The following is a 2,537-nucleotide window of genomic DNA, read 5'->3' as shown; positions in this document are numbered from 1 at the left end:
TCGCCGGCCGCCTCGATGCGACGCGACTGAGCGGTGGCTTCGGCGCGCTTGATGCGGGTCACCTTCTCGGCCTCGGCTTCGAGCCCGCGTTGCTCGATCTCTTTCTGCTTGAAGGGCAGGACGTGTTTCATCGCTTCGGCCTGCGCCCTAGCGGCGATGATTCGCTCCTGGGCGGCGGCCTCGGCGGCGGTTTCCCGGCGCACCTTCTGGGCCAGCGCTTCGAGTTCGCTTTGCTTGACCTGCTTGTCTTTGAGCTCCAGCGTGTAGCGCATTTTTTCGCTGGCGATTTCTTCGGCGAGCAGGGTTTCCATGCCCGCCCGGTAGTCGCGCGGCAGGTCCACCTTGCCCAGGGTCACCGATTCCAGAACAATTCCGTCGGCCGCCAGGCGGGGTTTCAGTTCGCGCTCGATGGACTCCTGGATGTCCTGGCGTTTGCTGGAGAAGATCTCGCGTACCGTGTAGCGGGACAGGGTCTTGTAGAGCACACCCTGCACCACCGGCTCGACGATCTCACCGTTGAGGTCCTCGGGCAGGTTCCTGGCCATGGCCGCGATCTGTTTCGGGTCAAGCGCGTAGCGCACCGCGATGTCGATGCCGAGCGACAGCCCTTCCACCGACTGGAAAGGCGCCGGGCCGTTGGCTTCGAGTCCATCGATCGGGCGATAGACCTGGTCGCGCAGCGAGAAGCGGCGCAGCTGGTGCAAGCCGGGGACGACAAGCGCTGCGCCTTCGCGCACCTCGACCGAACCGCCGGTAAACTGGTTGAGGCGGATGCCGACTTCACCGCGGCCAATGCTTTGCACCGGGGGATTGGTGTAGAGAGCGTAACCGCTGGCGGCCAGCACGCTGAAGGCGATGAGACCAACGGCGCGATGACGGATGGCGCTGCCGCAACTGGTCGCCACTCGACCCACACCGGCAGCCGAGTAACCCAGGGCACTGCGAACGCTTTGAGCGATCTTGGTGAGCTGTTCCGACATGATGTTTCTCCCCACAGGATGATCTTCGACGGAAGGGGTCACTGCCCCGCCGTGGGGTCGGGAAGATCGGTCCGCACCCCGGTTCGGCATGGAATCCATGGTCGTCCAAGTGCCGTGGAGGGTTCAAAGGCGGCGCGGGGGCAGTTTCGTAACGGGCCGGCGGCTTTTCTACCGGGACGTCCTCATTTCTTCAGGGGTGTGAACAAATCTTCACAACCGGGCCCTGAACGTGCCCGTCAAGCGGGGAAATCTGCGGCGTGTGCAGGCGGCTGGCCGCTGAAGAAGCCTCCCCTGCCTCGGCGAAATTCGTCTTTTCTGGTCGCTTTTCGAATGCCGCTGGGCCGACCGTTTCCATAGCATCCGGTGCACTGGCGGCGCACTGAACGCGCGAAGGAACGTTGAACGCTCCTCTTGTGTGCCTGCAGGTTTCCTGCAGTGCGTCTGCCAGGCTTCGCTGCCCACTTCCGGGCGCGCTGGTCAATGACGTGACCCAGGAGAAAACCTGACATGACAGTTCTCGGAATCGATATCGGCTATTCCAACCTCAAGTTGGCCTGCGGAGACCCCGGTGGCGAACCCCGGGTTGTGCTGCGACCCGCCGGCGCTGCGCCGGCCGATCGGCTCGGAGAAAAGATCGCCAGCGACGGCGAGGAAGATTTCTTGCGCGTGCTGGTGAACGGGGAACCGTTTGTCGCCGGTCTATCGCCGGATCGTGCCGAGCTATGGAGTCGCGAGTTGCACGAGGACTACCCGTCGACGGCCTCTTATCGCGCCCTCTTCCATGCCGGGCTTCTGCTTGCCGAATTGGAGCAGATCGATCGGGTTGTTACCGGGCTTCCGGTCAATCAGTATCTCGATCCTGCGTTGCGCGAGCGCTTGGCCGGGCAGATGCGGGGAGAGCACCAGATCACGCCGCGGCGAAAGATCACCGTGGGCGAGGTCAAGGTCGTCCCGCAGCCCGTGGGAGGGTTCGTCGACTACGTCTGGGGATTGCCGGATGCCACGGAAATCGAGGATAGCCGCGTGCTGGTTGTCGACCCCGGCTTTTTCTCGGTCGACTGGGTCCTGATCAGCAATGGCGAGCTGCGGCGCCAGTCGTGTGGCACGAGCCTGGAGGCGTCTTCGGTGATCCTTGATGAAGCCGTTCGCCTGATCGCGCAGGATTTTGGGGGCAACGTCGGCAGAGAACGTCTGGAGCACACGCTCCGCAAGGGACACGCGCAGGTCCGTCTTCTCGGCGAGCGGGTCGAAGTCGCGCCCTACCTGAAGAAGGCTGCCGACAAGGTCGGGCCGATCGTCACCACCCGGTTACGAGAATCGCTTCGAAAGGAAAACGCGAGTGCTGACCTGGTGCTGCTGGTAGGTGGCGGCGCGGGGTTCTTTGAGGAGGCGCTCAAGGACGCCTTCCCGCAGCTCAAGCTGTCGACGCCGGAGGCGCCGGTTTTTGCGAACGTGCGCGGGTTCTGGCGGATGGGCGCTTGAGATGTCGTCGCTGCGCATTGTGGTGAAGATCCCGACGGGCACCTACCCGGAGTTGCTTGCCGATCTTGGTACCGT

2 protein-coding genes are annotated in these 2,537 nt (G+C 63.7%); one reads left to right on the top strand and one right to left on the bottom strand.

Going from position 1 to position 2,537, the window contains the following annotated elements; genetic code table 11:
- Positions 1-980, bottom strand: a 980-nt coding sequence (locus RUW20_RS05960) for a prohibitin family protein (protein WP_313951285.1), incomplete at its 3' end; no start/stop codon positions are given.
- 507 nt (positions 981-1,487) lie between these two features.
- Here RUW20_RS05960 and RUW20_RS05955 point away from each other — a divergent pair.
- On the top strand, positions 1,488-2,462 hold the full coding sequence (locus tag RUW20_RS05955; protein WP_313951284.1) for a ParM/StbA family protein: 975 nt from the start codon (positions 1,488-1,490) through the stop codon (positions 2,460-2,462).
- Positions 2,463-2,537 lie beyond the last annotated feature (75 nt).

This window comes from Accumulibacter sp., assembly GCF_032229525.1.
Classification (GTDB): domain Bacteria; phylum Pseudomonadota; class Gammaproteobacteria; order Burkholderiales; family Rhodocyclaceae; genus Accumulibacter.
The sequence above is the reverse complement of the archived record's forward strand: the minus strand, read 5'-3'. Positions and strand labels throughout refer to the sequence as shown.